Here is a 14,482-nt window from a genome sequence, read left to right as displayed (position 1 = left end):
ATAGGACCCGGCGTTACTCGCCTTCGTCCTCGACCTCGGCCGGCGGCACCAGGCCTTCGAGGCCGCGCAGCAGATCTTCTTCCGTCATGCGGTCGAATTGCGCGTCGCCCTCCGGCAGATCGGCGCCGCTCGCCGACAGCGGCGGCGCCGCCTCGGTCTCGGGCTCGTCCACCTCGACATGACGCTGCAGCGAGTGGATGAAATCTTCCTTGAGATCGTCCGGCGCGAGCGCGGTCTCGGCGATCTCGCGCAGAGCCACCACCGGGTTCTTGTCCTTGTCGCGCTCGACGAGAATCGATTGGCCCGAGGAGATCAGCCGGGCGCGATGCGCCGCCAGCAGCACGAGATCGAATCGGTTCTCGATCTTGTCGATGCAGTCCTCGACGGTTACGCGCGCCATTTCGACGACTCCCGATTGATCCCAGCTCGGCGGCTGCTACACCAAATTCCGCGTCGATGCAACGCGGCAACGCCCCGAGCACGCGGAAAACGCGCAAGTCTCAATGTCGCCACAACTGTGGCTGATATTGCTCAATCTTTTCTCGATGAAATTTGTATTGCCCTCTTGACGCGTGACGTTTCATGACCGATTTACAGCCGACAGGGACGTGTAAGTCCGTAGGCGCGAGCGTCTGCGAGTCGCGATGAAGAACTACGCCGGGACGGAGCGCAGGCAAATCATCGGGGCCCAGCGTAACATTCATCGCGCGAGGGGCGAAGGACGAAAAACCGTGCGAAGCGCTGCCGTTCGGAGGGTTTCACAGCGCATTCGTCGAGCCGCGATCCTCCCGATGGCCGGAACCCGATGAGCGAGAACGAGACAGATGGCAGACCCGGAACGCATTGCTCTATTCATTGATGGCGCCAACCTCTACGCGACAGCCAAATCGCTCGGCTTCGACATCGACTACAAGCGCCTCCTGCGTGAGTTCCAGTCCAGGGGACGCCTGATCCGCGCCTTCTATTACACCGCTCTGATCGAGGATCAGGAATATTCCTCGATCCGTCCGCTGATCGATTGGCTGGACTACAACGGCTACGCCGTCGTCACCAAGCCGACGAAGGAGTTCGTCGATTCGCTCGGCCGCCGCAAGGTCAAGGGCAATATGGACATCGAGCTCGCCGTCGACGCTATGGAGATGGCCGAGCATATCGATCATCTGGTACTGTTCTCCGGAGACGGCGATTTCCGCTCGCTGGTCGAAGCCGTGCAGCGCAAGGGCGTGCGCGTTTCGGTGATCTCGACGATCACCACTCAGCCGCCGATGATCGCCGACGAGCTGCGCCGCCAGTCGGACGAGTTCGTCGATCTCATTCATCTCGTCGGCAAGATCGGCCGCGATCCGGGCGAGCGCGCCGAGCGCATGCAGCGCTTCCAAGAGCGTCGTCCGCAGCCGGTGACCCAGGGCGCGCCCGAAGACGATCACGAGTGACGAGGCGTCTCGCTCCTCTGCGGGCGAGCCGCCTTCGGACTGTCCGCTCTGTCCGCGACTCGTCGCCCTCCGGCGCGAGCTGCGCGGACGTGAGCCCGTATGGCATAATGCGCCCGTTCTCGATCTCGGGCCGCGCTCGGCGAGGCTGCTGATCGTCGGGCTGGCTCCGGGAATGCGCGGAGCCAATCGCACCGGCCGAGCCTTCACCGGAGACGACGCCGGTCGGCTTCTGTTCGCCACTCTCGCGCAATATGGCTTCTCGCGCGGCCTCTATGACGCGCGAGCGGACGATGGCGTCGAATTGATCGACTGCCTCATCGCCAATGTCGTGCGTTGCGTTCCGCCGGGCAACCGGCCGCTGCCGGCCGAGCTCGCCGCCTGCCGACCCTTCTTCGTCGCGACTATCGAGAAAATGTCAGAGCTTCGCGTGATCGTCGCGCTCGGCCGCGTCGCCCATGAGGGCGTGCTGCGCGCGCTGTCGGCGAAGCTGCGCGATCATCCTTTCGCTCATGGGCGCGAGCATATTCTCACGTCGAATATGCTGAAGCATGACGTATTGCTTATCGACAGCTATCATTGCTCGCGGCTGAACACGAATACCGGCGCGCTCACCCCCGAAATGTTTCGCGCGATTTTTGCGCGCGCACACGCGTTGCTGGAGGGCGGAACGATGCGAGCCTGAAAGGCTCGCGGTCCATCCGTCACCCGACACGCCCCGCCTCAGCCGCGGTCGCGCAGCAGCCGGCTCTTCTCGCGGCCCCAGTCGCGCTTCTTCTCGACCTCGCGCTTGTCGTGCAGCTTCTTGCCGCGTCCGAGCGCGATCTGCAATTTGGCGCGGCCGCGCTCGTTGAAATAGAGCTTGAGCGGCACGATGGTCATGCCCTCGCGCTCGACGCCCTGCGCCAGCTTGGCGAGCTCGCGCTGCTTCAGCAGCAGCTTACGTAATCGCTTGGGCTCGTGGTTGAAGCGATTGCCGGAGAGATATTCCGGAATCGTCGCGTTGACGAGCCAGGCTTCGCCATGCCGATCGACATGAGCGTAGCTCTCGGCGATCGTCGCCTTGCCGGTGCGCAGCGACTTCACCTCCGTGCCGGTCAGAGCGAGGCCGGCCTCGAAGCTCTCGCCGATCTCATAATCGAAGCGCGCGCGTCGATTATCGGAGACGACCTTGAAATTGGGCGTTTGCTTCTCGGCCACGACTTCGTCCCGGGCCCTTCTAGCCGATCAAGCCGGCATGGACCATCGCTGCGCGGATCGCGGCCTTGGTCGCCTCGCTCGAGGGCACGAGCGGCAGCCGCACATCTTCGCTCGAGCGGCCGAGCAGCGACAGCCCATATTTGGCTCCCGTCACGCCCGCCTCGAGGAAAACCGCCTGCTGCAGCGCCGTCAGCCGATCCTGAATGGCGAGCGCCGCGGAAAAGTCACCCGATAGCGCGGCGTTCTGCATGTCCGCGCAAAGACGCGGCGCGATGTTGGAGACCACCGAGATCACGCCGATCGCGCCGACCGCGACGCTCGCGAGAGCGAGAATGTCATCGCCACAGAATTGGACGAACTGCGGCCCGATGGCGGCGCGCTGCTGCAGGATGCGCCCGACATTGCCGGTCGCGTCCTTGACGCCGACGATGTTCTGAAGCTGCGCGAGGCGCGCCAGAGTGTCGACGCTCATGTCGACGACCGAGCGCGGCGGAATGTTGTAGACGATGATCGGCAGCGAGATCGCCTCGCTCACCGCCTTGAAATGCTCGTAGAGGCCGAGCTGATTGGGCTTGTTATAATAGGGCGTGACCACGAGAACGCCGTCGGCGCCCGCCTCCTCGGCGTGGCGGCACAGTTCCACCGCCTCGCGCGTGTTGTTGGAGCCGGCGCCGGCGATGACGGGAACGCGGCCGGCCGCCTGCCGGATCACCGTCTCGACGACTTTTTTGTGTTCCTCATGGCTCAAAGTGGGGCTCTCGCCCGTCGTGCCGACGGGGACGAGTCCATGCGTGCCGCTGTCGATCTGCCAGTCGACCAGCGCGCGCAGAGCGGCGTAATCCACCGCGCCATCGGCGAAGGGGGTGATGAGAGCGGTATAGGATCCGCGAAAGACTGCCTTGTCCTGCATATGCCGTCGCCTTCACTGCGCCTTGCCGGCGCCGCAATCGCCGGCTCAGATTATTTTGGACTGTCTCGGAGAAGGAAGGGCCGCATCCTCGCCGGGCGAGCCCGCGCGCCTACGGAGGGAGCGGCCGCTCCGCCGGCTCCGAGCCGTCGCTCCGCCTCGAAAGGCGCGCTCACTCGTTCTCATAGCCTCTGGGCGATGAGGAGGAAAGGGCCGGAACCGACGCGGCGGCGCCGAATTGATCAAAAATATCATCGGACCGTGGCGGCCGCGGACGCGGCAATACGCGCCCAGAGCAGGACAGTGAACAAAAACTCTCTTCGCATTCGAGACTTTCACTCGTGGTTGAGGTTTCGGAAACGAAATGGTCGCAGGCTGACGGTTCGTAAAGGTTCGGAGCGTAACGCCCATGTCGAAGCGCTTTGGAGGCGCCGCGCGTCTCTTTTTCTGCCTGTCCGCGCTGGGCGCGGCGGCGTCCGTCTATAGCTTCTCGACTCGCCGGGCGCCGGAGCGCCCCGGCGACGCGGCCGAGCCCACGACGCCGCGAGCCGCAGGCTCCGCGCGCGAGGCGCTCGGCGGGTTCGCTGCGCCGCGCGCAGACTCCCGCGAGAGCCCCGCGACGCTGGCCTATGCGCCGCCGGACGGCGGACTGGCTGCAGAGCCGCCGGCGCCCGACCCGGCCGCCCTGCTCGGAGCCGATCTCGACGCGTTCAACAGCGCGCTCGCGGCCTATAAGGCGGGAGATTTTGCCGGCGGCGACGCGGCGCTCGCCGCAGTCGAGGCGCCGCTCGCCCGCATGACGGCGCAATGGGCGGGCCTGCGGCTGCATCCGCGCGAGGCCGGCTTCGCGCGGCTGTCGCGCTTCCTCGCCGAGCATCCCTCCTGGCCGGCGGCCGACTGGCTGCGCCAGCGCGTCGAGGAGGCGCTCTATGGCGACCGCCATCCGGACAGCCTGATCGACGATTATTTCGCCGCCCGCCCGCCGCGCACGCCGGCCGGCAAGCTGGCGCTGGCCCGCCTGCGGGCGCGCCAGAACCAGCCGCTCGAGGTCGCCGCGCTGATCAAGCCGCTGTGGCGCGACGATGACTTCAACGAGGCGCTGGAGACGACCGCGCGCAAGGAGTTCTCGCAATATCTCGACGCCGCCGACCACAAATATCGCGCCGACCGGCTGCTCTACGCGGGCAAGACCTCGGCGGCGCTGCGCATCGCCGCCCATGCCGGCGCCGATGTGCTCGACCTCGCCCGCGCCCGCGCGCTGGCGGCGAACGGAGCCGCGACGGAGAAGAGCTTCGCCGCCGTGCCCGCGGCGCTGCAGCGCGATCCCGGCCTCGTGTTCGCGCGCGTCTACACGCTGCGCCATCAAAAGAAGTTCGTCGAGGCGGCGACGCTGCTGCGCGCCGCGCCGCGCGATCCGGCCGCCGTCGTCGACGGCGACGCCTGGTGGGTGGAGCGCCGGCTGCTCGCCCGCAAGATGCTCGATCTCGGCCGCCCCGCCGAGGCCTATGAGCTCTGCGCCGGCCATGCGGCGCGCGCGCTCACCAATCGCGTCGAGGCCGAGTTCCACGCCGGCTGGATCGCGCTGCGGTTCCTCGACAATCCGGGCGAGGCGGAGCAGCGATTCGAGACGATTGTGCGCGTCGCCGAGACGCCGCTGCAGAAATCCCGCGGCGCCTATTGGCTCGGCCGCGCGCGCGAGGCCAAGGGAACGCCAGAGGCGGTGGCGGCGGCGCGCGCCGCCTTCGAGATCGCCGCGCTGCAATCCACCACCTTCTATGGCCAGCTGGCGCGCGAACGCCTCGGCCTCGCCGATTCGCCGCTGCGCCCCGCTCCGGCGCCGGCGGTCGGCGAAGCGCGCGACGAAGCGGTGCGCGCCGTCGAATTGCTGTTCGCGCTCGACGAGCGCGCGCTCGCGGCCCCTCTCGCCTCAGACGCGGCGAAAACGCTGACGAGCGACGCGCAAGTGGCGGCGCTGGCGGCGGTCGCCGAGCGCCGGCGCGACGCCAAAGTGTCGCTGACGCTGGGCAAGCTCGCCTCCTATCGCGGCTTCACCATCGACGACGCCGCCTTTCCGGCCTTCGGCATTCCGGCCTTCACGGCGCTGCCGGGCTCGGCCTCGCGCTCGATCGTCTACGCCATCGCGCGGCAGGAGAGCGCCTTCGATCCGAAGGCGGTGTCGAGCGCCGGCGCCATGGGGCTGATGCAGATGATCGAGTCGACCGCGCGGCAGACGGCGCGGCAGACCGGCGTCGGCTTCGATGTGAAGCGCATGATCGCCGAGCCGGCCTTCAACGCCCGCCTCGGCGCCGCGCATCTCGGCCTGCTGCTCGGCGAGCACAAGGGCTCCTATATCCTGACCTTCGCCGCCTATAACGCCGGCGGCAAACGTGTGAAGGAATGGATCGACGCCTATGGCGATCCGCGTCGCAAGGATGTCGATCCGGTCGATTGGGTGGAGCGCATTCCGATCACCGAGACCCGCAATTATGTGCAGCGCGTGATGGAGAATCTGGTCGTCTATCGCGCGAAGTTCGACGACCGCGACCTGCGCTCGCCGCAGAGCGAATTGGCGCGCATGTAGGAGGCGCCCGCGCGCTGGACCGCGCGCCTCGCAATGACGCCGTCCGGAGCGCGGCCCTGAACGCGCCACCTATCGAGCTCACCGTTCCGACATGTAGATTTGCACATCGGTCTCCGGAAAATCATTGCCTTTGAACAGAAGCGGAGCGTTCAGAGAAACGGCGAGCGCATAGGCTGCGCAACCGGCGAGATTCAGTCGCGCCTTTGAATGAACGCCTTTGCCGAATCGGTCGAAAGCGTCGATCGCCACACGCATTTGCGCTTCATCGAAAGATGCGATCTCGATCTCGCAGACGGCCAAGAGCCGCCAAAGGCGAGAAAGGGCCGCCGCGCCGTGCCGAGCGCGCAGAACACATGCGGTCTCATGCACATTGACGGCCGACATGACACAGCGCTCTTCGCTGGTCAGAATAGTCGTGAAAGCCCGTCCTTCCGGCTCGTCGAATAGAATGGCGATCAAAGCCGAGCTGTCGACGACGATCATAGGGCGTCGAGATCATCCGCGATGACATGCGGATCGCGCCGGTCGAGGAGCGGCATTACGGAGAGCTCCGCGACGATCCGCTCCACTTCCGCGACACTCGCGGCGACCACGGCGGGGGAGCGATCCCGGGACCGCTCGCGCGAGACGCCCGGCTCGCTCGCCATCGCCTGCAGCGCCTGACGTATGGCGTCGTCCACGGAAACGCTGCGCGCGGCGGCGATCCGCTTCGCCAGAGCTTCGGTTTCTCGGGAGAGATCGATCATGGCGGCAATATAGCATGACGAGAGGGCGTCGGCGAGGTCACGCGGAGAGCCTCCGCCGCCCCCTCACCCATGCACCCCCGGCGCCTCCCGCCCGGTGCGCTCGACATATTCCACATAGCCGCCGCCATATTGATGCACGCCCTCCGGCGTCAGCTCCAGCACGCGGTTGGACAGCGCCGCCAGAAAGCGGCGGTCGTGGGAGACGAACAGCATCGCGCCCTCGTAGGACGCCAGCGCCGCCACCAGCATTTCCTTGGTGCCGAGGTCGAGATGGTTGGTGGGCTCGTCCAGCACCAGAAAATTCGGCGGGTCGTAGAGCATTTTCGCCATGACGAGACGCGCCTTCTCGCCGCCCGAGAGCACGCGGCATTTCTTCTCCACATCGTCGCCGGAAAAGCCGAAGCAGCCGGCGAGGCTGCGCAGCGAGCCCTGGCCCGCCTGCGGAAAGGAATCCTCGAGGCTCTCGAACACGCTGCGGTCGCCCTCGAGAACCTCCATGGCGTGCTGGGCGAAATAGCCCATCTTCACATTGGCGCCGAGGCTCGCCTGACCTTCGTCCGGCGCCACCGCGCCGGCGATCAGCTTCAGCAGCGTCGATTTGCCGGCGCCGTTGACGCCCATCACGCACCAGCGCTCCTTGCGCCGCACCTGGAAATCCAGCCCCTCATAGATGCTGCGCGAGCCATAGCGCTTATGCACGCGCGCCAGCGTCGCCACCTCCTCGCCCGAACGCGGCGCCGGCGCGAATTCGAAGGTCACCTGCTTGCGCCGGCGCGGCGGCTCGACGCGGTCGATCTTGTCGAGCTTCTTCACCCGGCTCTGCACCTGCGCGGCGTGCGAGGCGCGCGCCTTGAAGCGCTCGATGAATTTGATCTCCTTGGCGAGCATCGCCTGCTGGCGCTCGAACTGCGCCTGCTGCTGCTCCTCGTTCTGCGCGCGCTGGCGCTCGTAGAATTCGTAATCGCCGGAGAAGGTGGTGAGCGAGCCGCCGTCGATCTCGATGATCTTGCCGACGATGCGGTTCATGAACTCGCGGTCGTGCGAGGTCATCAGCAGCGCGCCGCCATAGCCCTTCAAAAAGCTCTCGAGCCAGATGAGGCTCTCGATGTCGAGATGGTTGCTCGGCTCGTCGAGCAGCATTACATCGGGCCGCATCAGCAGAATGCGCGCCAGCGCGACGCGCATCTTCCAGCCGCCGGAGAGGCCGCCGACGTCGCCGTCCATCATCTCTTCCGAGAAGCCGAGGCCCGCCAGCGCCTCGCGCGCGCGGCCCTCGAGCGCATAGCCGTCCAGCTCCTCGAAGCGCGCCTGCGCCTCGCCATAGCGCTCGAGGATGTCGTCGAAATTCTCCGCCTGATCGGGATCGCCCATGGCGGCCTCGAGCCGCGCCAGCTCGGCGGCGACCGCGCTCGCGGGGCCGGCTCCGTCCATCGTCGCGGCGACGGCGCTGAGCCCGGCCATCTCGCCGACATTCTGGTCGAAATAGCCGATGGTGATCCCGCGATCGACCGACACCTGCCCTTCGTCGGGCCGCTCCTCGCCGGCGATCATGCGGAACAGAGTGGTCTTGCCGGCGCCATTGGGGCCGACGAGCCCGACCTTCTCGCCGGGAAGGAGCGCCGCCGAGGCTTCGACGAAGAGGAGCTGCTGGCCGTTCTGCTTGCTGATGTTCTCGAGGCGTATCATCGCTTGGGCTTTCAGGGTCGTTTGGCGCGGCCCTTATGCCATGCGGCGCGGTATTTCAGAAATCGCAGGCTCGACGCCCGACCCCGAAAGCCCGAGCATCGATTGGGCCGACGAGCTTCCCGACCTCAGCGACCCCAGCCCTCGAAGCTCGACGTATGCTTGGCCCGCTCCAGCTCGTCGGCTTGGCCGTTGAGCTGAATATGGCGGCGCTCGGCGACGTCGCGCTCGAGCCCGTCCTTCATAATCGCGATCTTCAGCTGCTCCGTCGCCTGACGGCTGAGCGCATTGATCCAGCGGTTGATGTTCATGACGACGACGTCCTTGCGGGCGAGGTCCGCCTCCTTGCCGGCCTCCGGGCTCTCGAGCACGGCGAGCTCCTTGACCGCCGCCGCCTTCTGCTTGTCGAGATCGGCGATCTTGGCGGTCAGCGCCGCGTCCTCGGGCGTCTTGTCGAGCTGCGCCTGCGTCTCGGCATGCGCCTTGTCGATCGCCTTCACGCCGTCCTTCAGCCAAGAGGTCTGCTGCTCGAGCAGATCGGCTTTGCTCTTCTCGAAATAATTGGGCAAAGGAAAAAACGGACTGATCTCCACGGCCGGGGAAGGCGTGGCCATGAGGAGCGGCGCGCAGACGGCGGCGAGGCCGAGCGCGGCGGATTTGAACGTCATGTCTCTCTCCCATGCTGCGGGTCGTTCGCGCCTTGCGAAGGCCGCCGGCCGTTTCGGCCGGGTTCCGCCCGCTTCGAGCGGCTCAACATGGGCCATGCCTCGGACGCTGGCAAGACGCTTCGCGCCCGTGAGCAAGACGTTCGCGCCCGTGAGAGAGAGCCGCGCCGCCGGCCGTCAGCTCTGATGCGGACCGAGCGTCTCCTTGATGATCTCCTCGATCCGCCGCCAAGTCAGCGCGTCCTCGCGCCGGCCCTGCTCCTCGAGAGCGCGCGCCTTCTGCGCGGCTTCGGCCACGGCCTTGTCGCCGTGAGCGTCGTAGAGCCGCCGCGCGTAGTCCTGAAGATCGACATTGCTCGTGCTCATGATTCCCCTCCTCGGGTGATGCGCCTCGCGACATGGCGCGGCGCTCCGCCTTTTCAACGATGCGCCCGCGGCGCGACAATATGCGCGCGAAATCCGTGGCGGCGCGTCTTGACGCTCGATGGCTTCGCTCTCACATTCCTCGGCAGTCGATCTTCGCGGGAGAGACCGGCACAGCCGGAGCCGAAGGCGCAACCGCCCCGGAAACGCTCAGGCAAAAGGACCGCGAAGGCGAGTAAGCTCTGGAAAGCGGCGCGCATCCTCGTGAGGCGCGCCCACCGACGGGGGTAACCTGCGGCGACGCGGGGAAATCTCTCAGGTCCTCGAGACAGAGGGGGCGACAGGCGGGACGGCTGCGTCCCGCGCATGGAGCGCCCCGTGGACGAGCACGCCCTTCCTTCCCCCGCCGACGCTCGCGCCGTGACGCCGCTCGATGCGCTGCATCACAGGCTCGGCGCGCGCATGGCGCCTTTCGCCGGCTATTCGCTGCCTCTGAGCTATCCGAGCGGCGCCATCGCCGAGCATCTGCACACGCGCGCAAAGGCGAGCCTGTTCGACGTCTCGCATATGGGCCAGGCGATCCTCACCGGCCGCGGCGCCGCGCGTCTGCTCGAGACTCTGGTTCCCGCCGATCTCGACGGGCTGGAGCCGCAGCGCACGCGCTACACGCAATTGCTGGCCGAGGATGGCGGCATTCTCGACGATCTGATGGCGACGCGCCTTCCCGGCCGCGAGGAGCGGCTGCTGCTCGTCGTCAACGCCGCCGGCAAGGAGCAGGACTTCACGCTGCTGCGCCAGGAGCTGCCGCAGCTCCAGCTCTCCGTGCTCTCCGGCCGCGCGCTGCTGGCGCTGCAGGGCCCGCGCGCGGCGGCGACGTTATCGACGATCCTGCCGGGCGTCGAGGACGCGCCCTTCATGGGCTGGCTCCCGGCGGAATATGAGGGCGCCTCGGTTTTCGTCTCGCGCTCCGGCTACACCGGCGAGGATGGCTTCGAGATTTCCGCTCCCGCATATCTCGCGACGCGGCTCGCCGAGCGCCTGCTCGCGAATGAGGATGTCGCGCCGGCGGGCCTCGCCGCGCGTGATTCGCTGCGGCTCGAGGCGGGGCTCTGCCTCTATGGCCATGACATAGACGCGACGACCGATCCGGTCGAGGCGGGCCTCATCTGGTCGATCGGCAAGCGCCGCCGCGAGCAGGGCGGCTTTCCCGGTTTCGCGCGCATTCGCGCCGCGATCGACAATGGCCCGGCGCGCCGTCGCGTCGGCCTGCTGCCGCAGAGCAAGGCGCCGCTGCGCGATGGCGCGACGCTGACGGCGCCGGATGGACGCATCGTCGGCCGCATCACCTCGGGCGGCTATTCGCCGAGCCTCGCGCGCCCCATCGCAATGGGCATGGTCGAAAGCGCTTTCGCCACGCCGGGCATCCGGCTCGCGAGCGAGCTGCGCGGCAAGCCGATCGAGGTCGAGGTCGCGACATTGCCCTTTGTCCCGCATCGATATGCGTCTCGAGGAAAGGACCGAGCATGAGCGGCGAACGATACACCAAGGATCACGAATATGTGCGCCTAGAAGGCGAGATCGCCGTGGTCGGCGTCACCGACTATGCGCAAACGCAGCTCGGCGACATCGTCTTCATCGAATTGCCCGAGCCGGGCGCGCGCCTCGACAAGGGCGGCCAATTGGCGACGATCGAGAGCGTGAAAGCGGCGAGCGAGGTCTATTCGCCGATCTCGGGCGAGGTCGTCGCAGCCAATGACGCGCTCGACGACGAACCGGCGAGCGTCAATGAGGATCCGCTCGGCAAAGGCTGGCTGGCGAAGCTGCGCATCGCCGACGCGGCCGAGCTCGAAGGCCTGATGGACGAGGACGCCTATCGCGCTTTCGTCGAAAGTCTGTAGCTCCAAGAGCGAGCCTCTAAGGCTCGCGGTCCATAGAGCGCCACCTGGACCGCGAGCCTTCAGGCTCGCATTCGAGACGCTCGCGACACGTGAGGGCGACATGCGCTACCTGCCTTTGACCGAGGACGATCGCGCGCAGATGCGCGAGGCGATCGGCGTTCCGACTGCCGAAGCTCTCTATGCAGATGTGCCGAAAGATGTGCTGCTGACGCGGCCGCTCGATCTGCCGCGCGGCCGCGGCGAGATGGAGGTCGAACGTCATCTCGCCGCGCTCGCGCGAAACAATGTCGCCGCCTCGCGCTCTTTCCTCGGCGCCGGAGCCTACCGGCATCATATTCCCGCGAGCGTCGATCATCTGATCCAGCGCTCGGAATTCCTCACCAGCTACACGCCCTATCAGCCGGAGATTTCGCAGGGCACGCTGCAAGTCCTGTTCGAGTTCCAGACGCAGGTCGCCGCCTTGACAGGCATGGAGATCGCCAACGCCTCGATGTATGACGGCTCGACCGCCTGCGCCGAAGCGGCGCTGATGGCGCATCGCGTCACCAAGCGACGCAAGGCCGTGCTCTCGGGCGGGCTGCATCCGCATTACGCCGAGGTCGTGCGCACCCTCTCGCGCTTCGCCGGCGACGAGGTCGACACATTGGCTCCGGATGTCTTCGCGCGCGAGGACATCACCGCGCAGATCGACGACGATGTGTCCTGCGTCATCGTGCAGACGCCGGACGTGTTCGGCAATCTGCGCGATCTTTCACCGATCGCGCGCGCCTGCCATGCGAAAGGCGCGCTGCTCGTCGCCGTCGTCACCGAGGCCGTCTCGCTCGGCCTGGTGACGCCGCCCGGGGATTTTGGGGCCGATATCGTCGTCGGCGAGGGGCAGTCGCTCGGCAATCCGCTCTCTTTCGGCGGACCCTATGTCGGCCTCTTCGCAACGAAGCAGGAGCATCTGCGGCAAATGCCCGGGCGGCTCTGCGGCGAGACCGTCGACGCCGATGGGCGACGCTCCTTCGTGCTGACGCTGTCCGCGCGCGAGCAGCATATTCGCCGCGACAAGGCGACATCGAACATCTGCACCAATTCGGGCCTCTGCGCGCTGGCCTTCAGCATTCATCTCACTCTGCTCGGCGAGGCGGGACTGCGCCGTCTTGCGCGCGCCAATCATGCGAGCGCCGTGCGTCTCGCGGAGAGGCTCGCGCGCGTCCACGGCGTCGAGGTGCTGAACGAGACCTTCTTCAACGAATTCACCTTGCGCGTCTCGAGCGATGCGGCGCGCCTCGTCGAGCGATTGGCGGAACGAGGCGTGCTCGCCGGCGTGCCGGTGTCTCGCCTTCTGCCCGGCGCCGGGCTCGACGATCTTCTGCTCGTCACCAGCACGGAGGTGGCGACGAACGAGGATCATGAGGCCTTCATCGCCGCACTCGAAGGAGCGCTGTAATGCTCGATCATCCCAATCATCCGTCCGAGACATTCAGCGGCGATCGCGGGCTCGATCAGGAAGAGCCGCTGCTGTTCGAGATCGGTCGCGCCGATGTGACCGGCGTCGACATCGACGAGCCGGAACCGTTCACGCCGCGACTCGGCGCGCTCGAGCGCACAGCGCCGATCGGCCTGCCGGGCCTCTCCGAGCCGGAGACGATGCGTCATTATGTGCGGCTGTCCCGCAAGAATTATTCGATCGACGCCGGGCTCTATCCGCTCGGCTCCTGCACGATGAAGCATAATTCGCGGCTGGCTGAGAAAATGGCGCGGCTCGAAGGCTTCGCGAATATTCATCCGCTGCAGCCGCAAGCGACCGCGCGAGGAGCGCTCGCGCTGATGGAGGAGCTGTCGCGCTTCCTGCTCGAGCTCACCAATATGAGCGCGGTGGCGCTCTCGCCCAAGGCCGGCGCCCATGGCGAATTGTGCGGGCTGATGACCATAGAGGCGGCGCTGCGCGCGCGTGGGCAAGCGCAAACGCGCCGCACCGTGCTGATTCCGCAATCCGCGCATGGCACCAATCCGGCGAGCGCCGCTCTGCTCGGCTTCACCGTGCGCGCCATTCCGGCGGGCGAGGATGGAATCGTCCATGCCGACGCGGTTGCGGCCGCGCTCGGGCCGGATGTCGCCGCGATCATGCTGACCAATCCCAACACTTGCGGATTATTCGAGCGCGAGGTCGTGGAGATCGCGCGGCTCGTGCATGAGTCGGGCGGCTATTTTTATTGCGACGGCGCTAATTTCAACGCCATCGCCGGCGTCGCGCGGCCGGGAGACATGGGCGTCGACGCCATGCATCTCAATCTGCACAAGACCTTCTCGACGCCGCATGGCGGCGGCGGTCCGGGCGCCGGGCCCGTCGTGCTGTCGGCGCGGCTCGCGCCTTTCGCCCCGGTTCCTTTCCTCCTGCGCGACGGCGACTCTCTGCGGCTCGTCGAGCATGCGGAGGGGACGCAGAGCTTCGGCCGGCTGACCGCCTTTCATGGCCAGATGGGCATGTTCGTGCGCGCGCTCTCCTATCTGCTCTCGCATGGCGGCGACGGCGTCGCGCAGGCGTCGCGCGACGCCGTGCTCGCCGCCAATTATCTGCGCGCGCGCTTGCGCGACGTGATGACGCAGCCCTTCGGCGATCGCCTGTGCATGCACGAGGTTCTGTTCGACGACGCCTTTCTGAAAGGGACGGGCGTGACGACGCTCGATTTCGCCAAGGCGATGATCGATGAAGGCTATCATCCGATGACGGTCTATTTCCCGCTCGTCGTCCACGGCGCCATGCTGATCGAGCCGACGGAATCGGAATCGAAGCGCTCGCTCGATCGCTTCGTCGCGACATTGCGCGCGCTCGCCGAGAGCGCGCAGCGCGGCGAGACCGAGCGGTTCGCCGAGGCGCCGCGCCATGCGCCGCGCCGACGGCCGGACGAGACTGCGGCGGCGCGGAGGCCGGTGTTGAGGTGGGGCAGCAGGCAGTAAACAGTCGCTAGGACGTCATTGCGAGGAGCGTAGCGACGAAGCGATCCAGAGTCACAGGCGGCG

Annotated in this window: 15 protein-coding genes and 2 riboswitches; of the genes, 7 read left to right on the top strand and 8 right to left on the bottom strand. The window is 66.9% G+C overall.

Annotated elements, in window-relative coordinates:
• Positions 1–13 precede the first annotated feature (13 nt).
• The gene (rpoZ, locus tag CQW49_RS13455) at positions 14–400 is read right to left on the bottom strand and encodes a DNA-directed RNA polymerase subunit omega (protein ID WP_003608983.1); all 387 of its coding nucleotides are present in this window, start codon (positions 398–400) and stop codon (positions 14–16) included.
• 424 nt (positions 401–824) lie between these two features.
• Between rpoZ and CQW49_RS13450 the strand changes: the two genes are divergently transcribed.
• On the top strand, positions 825–1,433 hold the full coding sequence (locus CQW49_RS13450; protein ID WP_003608985.1) for a LabA-like NYN domain-containing protein: 609 nt from the start codon (positions 825–827) through the stop codon (positions 1,431–1,433).
• Positions 1,423–2,115 carry a uracil-DNA glycosylase gene (locus CQW49_RS13445; protein WP_040566449.1) on the top strand — a complete coding sequence of 231 codons (693 nt, stop codon included), beginning with the start codon at positions 1,423–1,425 and terminating at the stop codon, positions 2,113–2,115. Before CQW49_RS13450 ends, CQW49_RS13445 begins: the two co-directional genes overlap by 11 nt.
• Before the next feature lie 38 nt (positions 2,116–2,153).
• On the opposite strand, the gene smpB is transcribed toward CQW49_RS13445, so the two are convergent.
• Together smpB and dapA are read right to left on the bottom strand one after the other, a co-directional pair.
• On the bottom strand, positions 2,154–2,630 hold the full coding sequence (gene smpB / locus CQW49_RS13440; RefSeq protein WP_003608989.1) for an SsrA-binding protein SmpB: 477 nt from the start codon (positions 2,628–2,630) through the stop codon (positions 2,154–2,156).
• A 19-nt stretch (positions 2,631–2,649) separates the two neighbouring features.
• Positions 2,650–3,540: a 4-hydroxy-tetrahydrodipicolinate synthase gene (gene dapA / locus CQW49_RS13435; RefSeq protein WP_003608991.1), complete on the bottom strand. Its 891-nt coding sequence runs from the start codon at positions 3,538–3,540 to the stop codon at positions 2,650–2,652.
• A gap of 406 nt (positions 3,541–3,946) precedes the next feature.
• Here dapA and CQW49_RS13430 point away from each other — a divergent pair, with 406 nt between their 5' ends.
• Positions 3,947–6,118: a lytic transglycosylase domain-containing protein gene (locus CQW49_RS13430; protein WP_003608995.1), complete on the top strand. Its 2,172-nt coding sequence runs from the start codon at positions 3,947–3,949 to the stop codon at positions 6,116–6,118.
• Positions 6,119–6,196: 78 nt separating this feature from the next.
• Here the strand turns inward: CQW49_RS13430 and CQW49_RS13425 are convergent, their stop codons facing one another.
• From CQW49_RS13425 to CQW49_RS13405, 5 genes are all read right to left on the bottom strand, one after another.
• On the bottom strand, positions 6,197–6,601 hold the full coding sequence (locus tag CQW49_RS13425) for a type II toxin-antitoxin system VapC family toxin (RefSeq protein WP_003608998.1): 405 nt from the start codon (positions 6,599–6,601) through the stop codon (positions 6,197–6,199).
• Complete coding sequence (locus CQW49_RS13420; RefSeq protein WP_003609000.1) at positions 6,598–6,864, bottom strand: hypothetical protein; 267 nt, start codon at positions 6,862–6,864, stop codon at positions 6,598–6,600. The genes CQW49_RS13425 and CQW49_RS13420 overlap by 4 nt, the downstream gene beginning before the upstream one ends.
• 63 nt (positions 6,865–6,927) lie before the next feature.
• The gene (locus CQW49_RS13415) at positions 6,928–8,550 is read right to left on the bottom strand and encodes an ABC-F family ATP-binding cassette domain-containing protein (RefSeq protein ID WP_003609003.1); all 1,623 of its coding nucleotides are present in this window, start codon (positions 8,548–8,550) and stop codon (positions 6,928–6,930) included.
• A 125-nt stretch (positions 8,551–8,675) separates the two neighbouring features.
• Positions 8,676–9,215 carry a hypothetical protein gene (locus CQW49_RS13410; RefSeq protein ID WP_003609006.1) on the bottom strand — a complete coding sequence of 180 codons (540 nt, stop codon included), beginning with the start codon at positions 9,213–9,215 and terminating at the stop codon, positions 8,676–8,678.
• A 174-nt stretch (positions 9,216–9,389) separates the two neighbouring features.
• Positions 9,390–9,578: a hypothetical protein gene (locus CQW49_RS13405; protein WP_003609008.1), complete on the bottom strand. Its 189-nt coding sequence runs from the start codon at positions 9,576–9,578 to the stop codon at positions 9,390–9,392.
• 146 nt (positions 9,579–9,724) lie between these two features.
• A riboswitch (glycine riboswitch) is annotated at positions 9,725–9,811 on the top strand.
• A gap of 4 nt (positions 9,812–9,815) precedes the next feature.
• Positions 9,816–9,909: riboswitch (glycine riboswitch) on the top strand.
• Positions 9,910–9,953: 44 nt separating this feature from the next.
• Here CQW49_RS13405 and gcvT point away from each other — a divergent pair.
• From gcvT to gcvPB, 4 genes are all read left to right on the top strand, one after another.
• Positions 9,954–11,102 (top strand): glycine cleavage system aminomethyltransferase GcvT, encoded by a 1,149-nt coding sequence (gene gcvT / locus CQW49_RS13400; protein ID WP_003609010.1) that lies wholly within the window; start codon positions 9,954–9,956, stop codon positions 11,100–11,102.
• Positions 11,099–11,473 (top strand): glycine cleavage system protein GcvH, encoded by a 375-nt coding sequence (gene gcvH, locus CQW49_RS13395; RefSeq protein WP_003609011.1) that lies wholly within the window; start codon positions 11,099–11,101, stop codon positions 11,471–11,473. The genes gcvT and gcvH overlap by 4 nt, the downstream gene beginning before the upstream one ends.
• A gap of 100 nt (positions 11,474–11,573) precedes the next feature.
• Positions 11,574–12,908 (top strand): aminomethyl-transferring glycine dehydrogenase subunit GcvPA, encoded by a 1,335-nt coding sequence (gcvPA, locus tag CQW49_RS13390; protein ID WP_003609014.1) that lies wholly within the window; start codon positions 11,574–11,576, stop codon positions 12,906–12,908.
• Positions 12,908–14,419, top strand: a complete 1,512-nt coding sequence (gcvPB, locus tag CQW49_RS13385) for an aminomethyl-transferring glycine dehydrogenase subunit GcvPB (protein WP_003609016.1) — start codon at positions 12,908–12,910, stop codon at positions 14,417–14,419. The genes gcvPA and gcvPB overlap by 1 nt, the downstream gene beginning before the upstream one ends.
• Positions 14,420–14,482: the final 63 nt, after the last annotated feature.

It is taken from the genome of Methylosinus trichosporium OB3b (assembly GCF_002752655.1).
Taxonomy (GTDB): domain Bacteria; phylum Pseudomonadota; class Alphaproteobacteria; order Rhizobiales; family Beijerinckiaceae; genus Methylosinus; species Methylosinus trichosporium.
This window is presented reverse-complemented; position numbering and strand designations above follow the sequence as displayed.

Excerpts from the sequence above, each read along its gene's own strand:
- rpoZ (WP_003608983.1), bottom strand. The coding sequence starts at position 400 with ATGGCGCGCGTAACCGTCGAGGACTGCATCGACAAGATCGAGAACCGA.
- CQW49_RS13450 (WP_003608985.1), top strand. The coding sequence starts at position 825 with ATGGCAGACCCGGAACGCATTGCTCTATTCATTGATGGCGCCAACCTC.
- dapA (WP_003608991.1), bottom strand. The coding sequence starts at position 3,540 with ATGCAGGACAAGGCAGTCTTTCGCGGATCCTATACCGCTCTCATCACC.
- CQW49_RS13430 (WP_003608995.1), top strand. The coding sequence starts at position 3,947 with ATGTCGAAGCGCTTTGGAGGCGCCGCGCGTCTCTTTTTCTGCCTGTCC.
- CQW49_RS13425 (WP_003608998.1), bottom strand. The coding sequence starts at position 6,601 with ATGATCGTCGTCGACAGCTCGGCTTTGATCGCCATTCTATTCGACGAG.
- CQW49_RS13420 (WP_003609000.1), bottom strand. The coding sequence starts at position 6,864 with ATGATCGATCTCTCCCGAGAAACCGAAGCTCTGGCGAAGCGGATCGCC.
- CQW49_RS13415 (WP_003609003.1), bottom strand. The coding sequence starts at position 8,550 with ATGATACGCCTCGAGAACATCAGCAAGCAGAACGGCCAGCAGCTCCTC.
- CQW49_RS13410 (WP_003609006.1), bottom strand. The coding sequence starts at position 9,215 with ATGACGTTCAAATCCGCCGCGCTCGGCCTCGCCGCCGTCTGCGCGCCG.
- CQW49_RS13405 (WP_003609008.1), bottom strand. The coding sequence starts at position 9,578 with ATGAGCACGAGCAATGTCGATCTTCAGGACTACGCGCGGCGGCTCTAC.
- gcvH (WP_003609011.1), top strand. The coding sequence starts at position 11,099 with ATGAGCGGCGAACGATACACCAAGGATCACGAATATGTGCGCCTAGAA.
- gcvPA (WP_003609014.1), top strand. The coding sequence starts at position 11,574 with ATGCGCTACCTGCCTTTGACCGAGGACGATCGCGCGCAGATGCGCGAG.
- gcvPB (WP_003609016.1), top strand. The coding sequence starts at position 12,908 with ATGCTCGATCATCCCAATCATCCGTCCGAGACATTCAGCGGCGATCGC.